Consider the following 2345-nt stretch of genomic DNA (forward strand, 5'->3'; position numbering starts at 1 on the left):
CTGCAAACCCGGCAAATCAAAATCTACTGAATCTGGCTCAGGAATAGTTAAGGTATCGGCTTGAATACATAAGCCAGGAAGGCTCTCAAACTCTAGACCAAACGAACCAGGAGCCAAGCCATTACCAGCCGGAGGATTAGCTTCAGGAATGGTAAAAGTTAGTCCTGAAGAATTTGATCCGCTAAATGCTACTGTTCCACTCTCATCCACTATTGACCAATTCACTCCGGTGAAAGTTCCCGGATCATCAGGAGTGATAGTAACGAGCAACGTTCCAGTATCATCGCAGCCCTCTTGAGGTTCAACCTCAACGGTAAAATCTGCGTTGGCATCGCTAATGGCAAACCGTTCAGTAGTGGTACAGCCAATAGAGTTACTAACCGCTACTGTGTATACACCTGCTGCTAAACCAGTAATATCACCGGTTGTACCAACTTGAATACCGTCCGAATCAGTCCAGACGAAAGAATACGTCTCGTCAGGGTCACTTAAAATATTTAATTGTATTTCGCCGGAAGGTACGCCACATTCAGAATTAGTCACCGTGCCTTCAATCTCGGGAGATTCTAAAATAGTTACTACCACGGTATCTTGGTTGAAGCAGCCAATATCATCGGTAACGGTAACCGTGTATTGATAGACTCCGGGATCAGGAGTAAGGTTGCTCACTTCAATAACAGGTTCGTTGGTGCTAGTGATTACCTGATCGTTTTGATCCAGAATAATCCACTCGTAGCCCGGATCGCCGGGGGAAGGTATTTCTACGTCTAATTCGCGTTCTTCATTCTGGCAAAGCGTAAAGTCTTCGGGCAACTCCAGCGGCGGACGGTTATCCACTACAAACACTTCGCCTTCACTGATGCAGCTATCGGCATTAACTACCGTCACATTGTAAAAACCCGGTTCAGTCGCGGTAATGGTATTGGTCGGTGGTAAGTTGCCTCCGCCTATCGCTCCCTGCCGAATCCACTGGAAAGTGAGTGTTCCATCATCATCGGCCGGATCAATCGCCGTTAGGTCTACGCCCCCATTACAAAGGTTAACACTTTCGGGCAAAATTACTTCCGGAGCAATACCCATTGTAAACTGCTGAACTAGTACCGTATCTATATCGCATTCGTTGGATAGCGTAACCCGGGCTTCGTAGGTGCCCAGGGTGTCAATGGCAAATGAAAAACTTTGCTCCGAACGAAGCGAGTCAGTTAAGCCGACAAAACTTTCGGTACCATCTTCATTGAGGCGGACGATGACCCATTCGTAGGTTTCAATCACATCATCGCGACCTTGAGCGGAGAATTGAGTTTCATTGCCCACGCAGGCATCGTCTACGGCAATATTGGGTTCCGGGAAGGAATTACCGCCCTGATTAATAAAACTAGGCAAGCCTCGGGTGACGGTTGCTCCTGCTGGAAGCTGCACCTGATCGGCTTGGTACTGGTAGCTAGATGGATCATTCACATTGCCGGAAACCGTTCCCAGCCCGGTCGCTCCTTCCTGGGCTACGTAGACCTGACCATCCGGCCCCTGCTGGATGGCTCCGAATACGCCAGTCGCTCCACCTACCGGCTGAAAGTTTACGGTCGCTCCTTCTTCCAGCGGTCGCTCAATGCTGGCTACGTAGATGCCGTTGTCAGTAGAGACGATAGCCACAGTATTCCCAACCGAATCAGATTGAAATTCTAAACCGTAGGGTGTACCCAATCCATCGAAAGGAACAATGGTTGGATTGCTAAGCTCCGATGTTTCGGAATCATAATTGAAAATTTCTACTCGGTTATCAGCCACCACTCCCACAATAGTTCCGGTAGAATCGCCCCCGAACTTCATGTAACCTTGAGCATCTTCAAGACTGGCGAAATCGTGATTAGAACCTACTGAGGAAATCACGGGGTTGCCAATACCTTGATCGGTAATAGGATAGGCGCGGAATGCATTATTGCCGTACTCATGAACCAGCAAAGTAGCCGGACCACCGCGTCCACCCTGAATAGTAATACGTTCGGTCGCCGGTGAATATAGAGGGTTGTTATCAGAAACAATGACGGGCCCAGGCTGGTCGGTGCTAGGGTCTACGCCGTTTAGGTTAACTACTGCGTAGCGCAGCTCGAAGCCGCCACTTTCTACTGGAGTTGCGGTAAATACATAGTAAGCAGCATCGGTGCCTGGCACTTGTACCATACCTACCATGGTAGCTGATGCGCTTGGGTCAGCTCCTTCGGTCAAATCTACTGGGGCACCCAGTGCATCCGGTACTTCGGTATGATTACCGCCGCTGACAAAGTACAGCGTGCGCCCATCAGTATAGAATAGCGGATCACCACTGGCATCCGAAATAGCTTCTACGC

1 protein-coding gene is annotated in these 2345 nt (G+C 49.3%); it reads right to left on the minus strand.

Annotation, left to right across the window (positions count from 1 at the left end):
• On the minus strand, nucleotides 1–2345 hold a 2345-nt coding region (locus WBA23_RS07960), incomplete at both ends, for a PKD domain-containing protein (protein ID WP_424581743.1).

This window comes from Tunicatimonas sp., from assembly GCF_049647865.1.
In the GTDB taxonomy this organism is placed as follows: domain Bacteria; phylum Bacteroidota; class Bacteroidia; order Cytophagales; family Cyclobacteriaceae; genus Tunicatimonas.